We start from the raw sequence: 1019 nt of genomic DNA on the forward strand, positions 1-1019 counted from the left end.
GCAATAAAAAAGGGGCGTAATGCCCCTAGTGTAACGAATGCAAGCCAGACTATCGACCACCAATTTATGGATGGGCAATTCGATAGCATGGTTCGTAATCAGAACCGCCTGGCAATTTCATTCGATGCTGTTCAACGAAGTCTTGCAGTAGCTTGTCGAGCTTCTTCATCAGTACAGGATCGCCATGAATGGAAAATGGACCTTTGCATTCGATTTCGCGAATGCCCTCGGCTTTGACGTTACCTGCCACAATACCAGAGAAGGCTTTGCGTAAGTTAGCCGCCAGAACCTGAGGTTCTTGATCCAAGTTCAAATTCAACCCTTCCATTGATGTATGCGTTGGGTCAAATGGCAGTTGGAAATCCGGTTCGATTTTCAATGACCAGTTGAAGCTGTAAGCATCGCCTTTTTCTTTACGGTGAAGGCGTACATCTTCCATCGAGCGCTTCATGATACGTGCAACTTCGGCAGGATCATCAATGACGATTTGGTAGTGTTTTTGACCTTCTTCACCTAAGGTATCGCGAATAAACGCGTCGATAGAACGGAAGTATTCTTCGCTCTCTTTTGGTCCGGTTAACACAATCGGCATCGGCTGATCTGCATTGTCTGGATGCATCATGATACCAAGAATGTACAGCAACTCTTCAGCAGTACCCGGACCTCCCGGGAAGATCACAATACCATGCGCCATACGAACAAACGCTTCTAAACGTTTTTCGATGTCCGGCATGATGATCAGCTCGTTGACGATTGGGTTTGGCGGCTCAGCGGCAATGATTGAAGGCTCCGTCAAGCCAAGGTAGCGCTGCTCAGTGTAACGCTGTTTAGCGTGACCGATTGCCGCTCCTTTCATCGGGCCTTCCATCGCACCTGGTCCACAACCCGTACAGATATTAAGTTCACGTAAGCCAAGCTCGTTACCCACTTCGCGCGTGTATTGGTATTCAACGCCATTGATTGAATGGCCGCCCCAACAGACGACGAGATTTGGTTCAATACCGGGAGTGAGCGCGCCT

Annotated in this window: 1 protein-coding gene; it reads right to left on the reverse strand. The window is 48.7% G+C overall.

Annotated features, from left to right (window positions below; all coding sequences use genetic code 11):
* Window positions 1-64: 64 nt before the first annotated feature.
* A partial coding sequence (gene ppnN / locus R7O12_RS27090; RefSeq protein WP_318127147.1) for a nucleotide 5'-monophosphate nucleosidase PpnN occupies window positions 65-1019 on the reverse strand: 955 nt, incomplete at its 5' end.

The organism is Vibrio sp. Vb1574 (assembly GCF_033338675.1).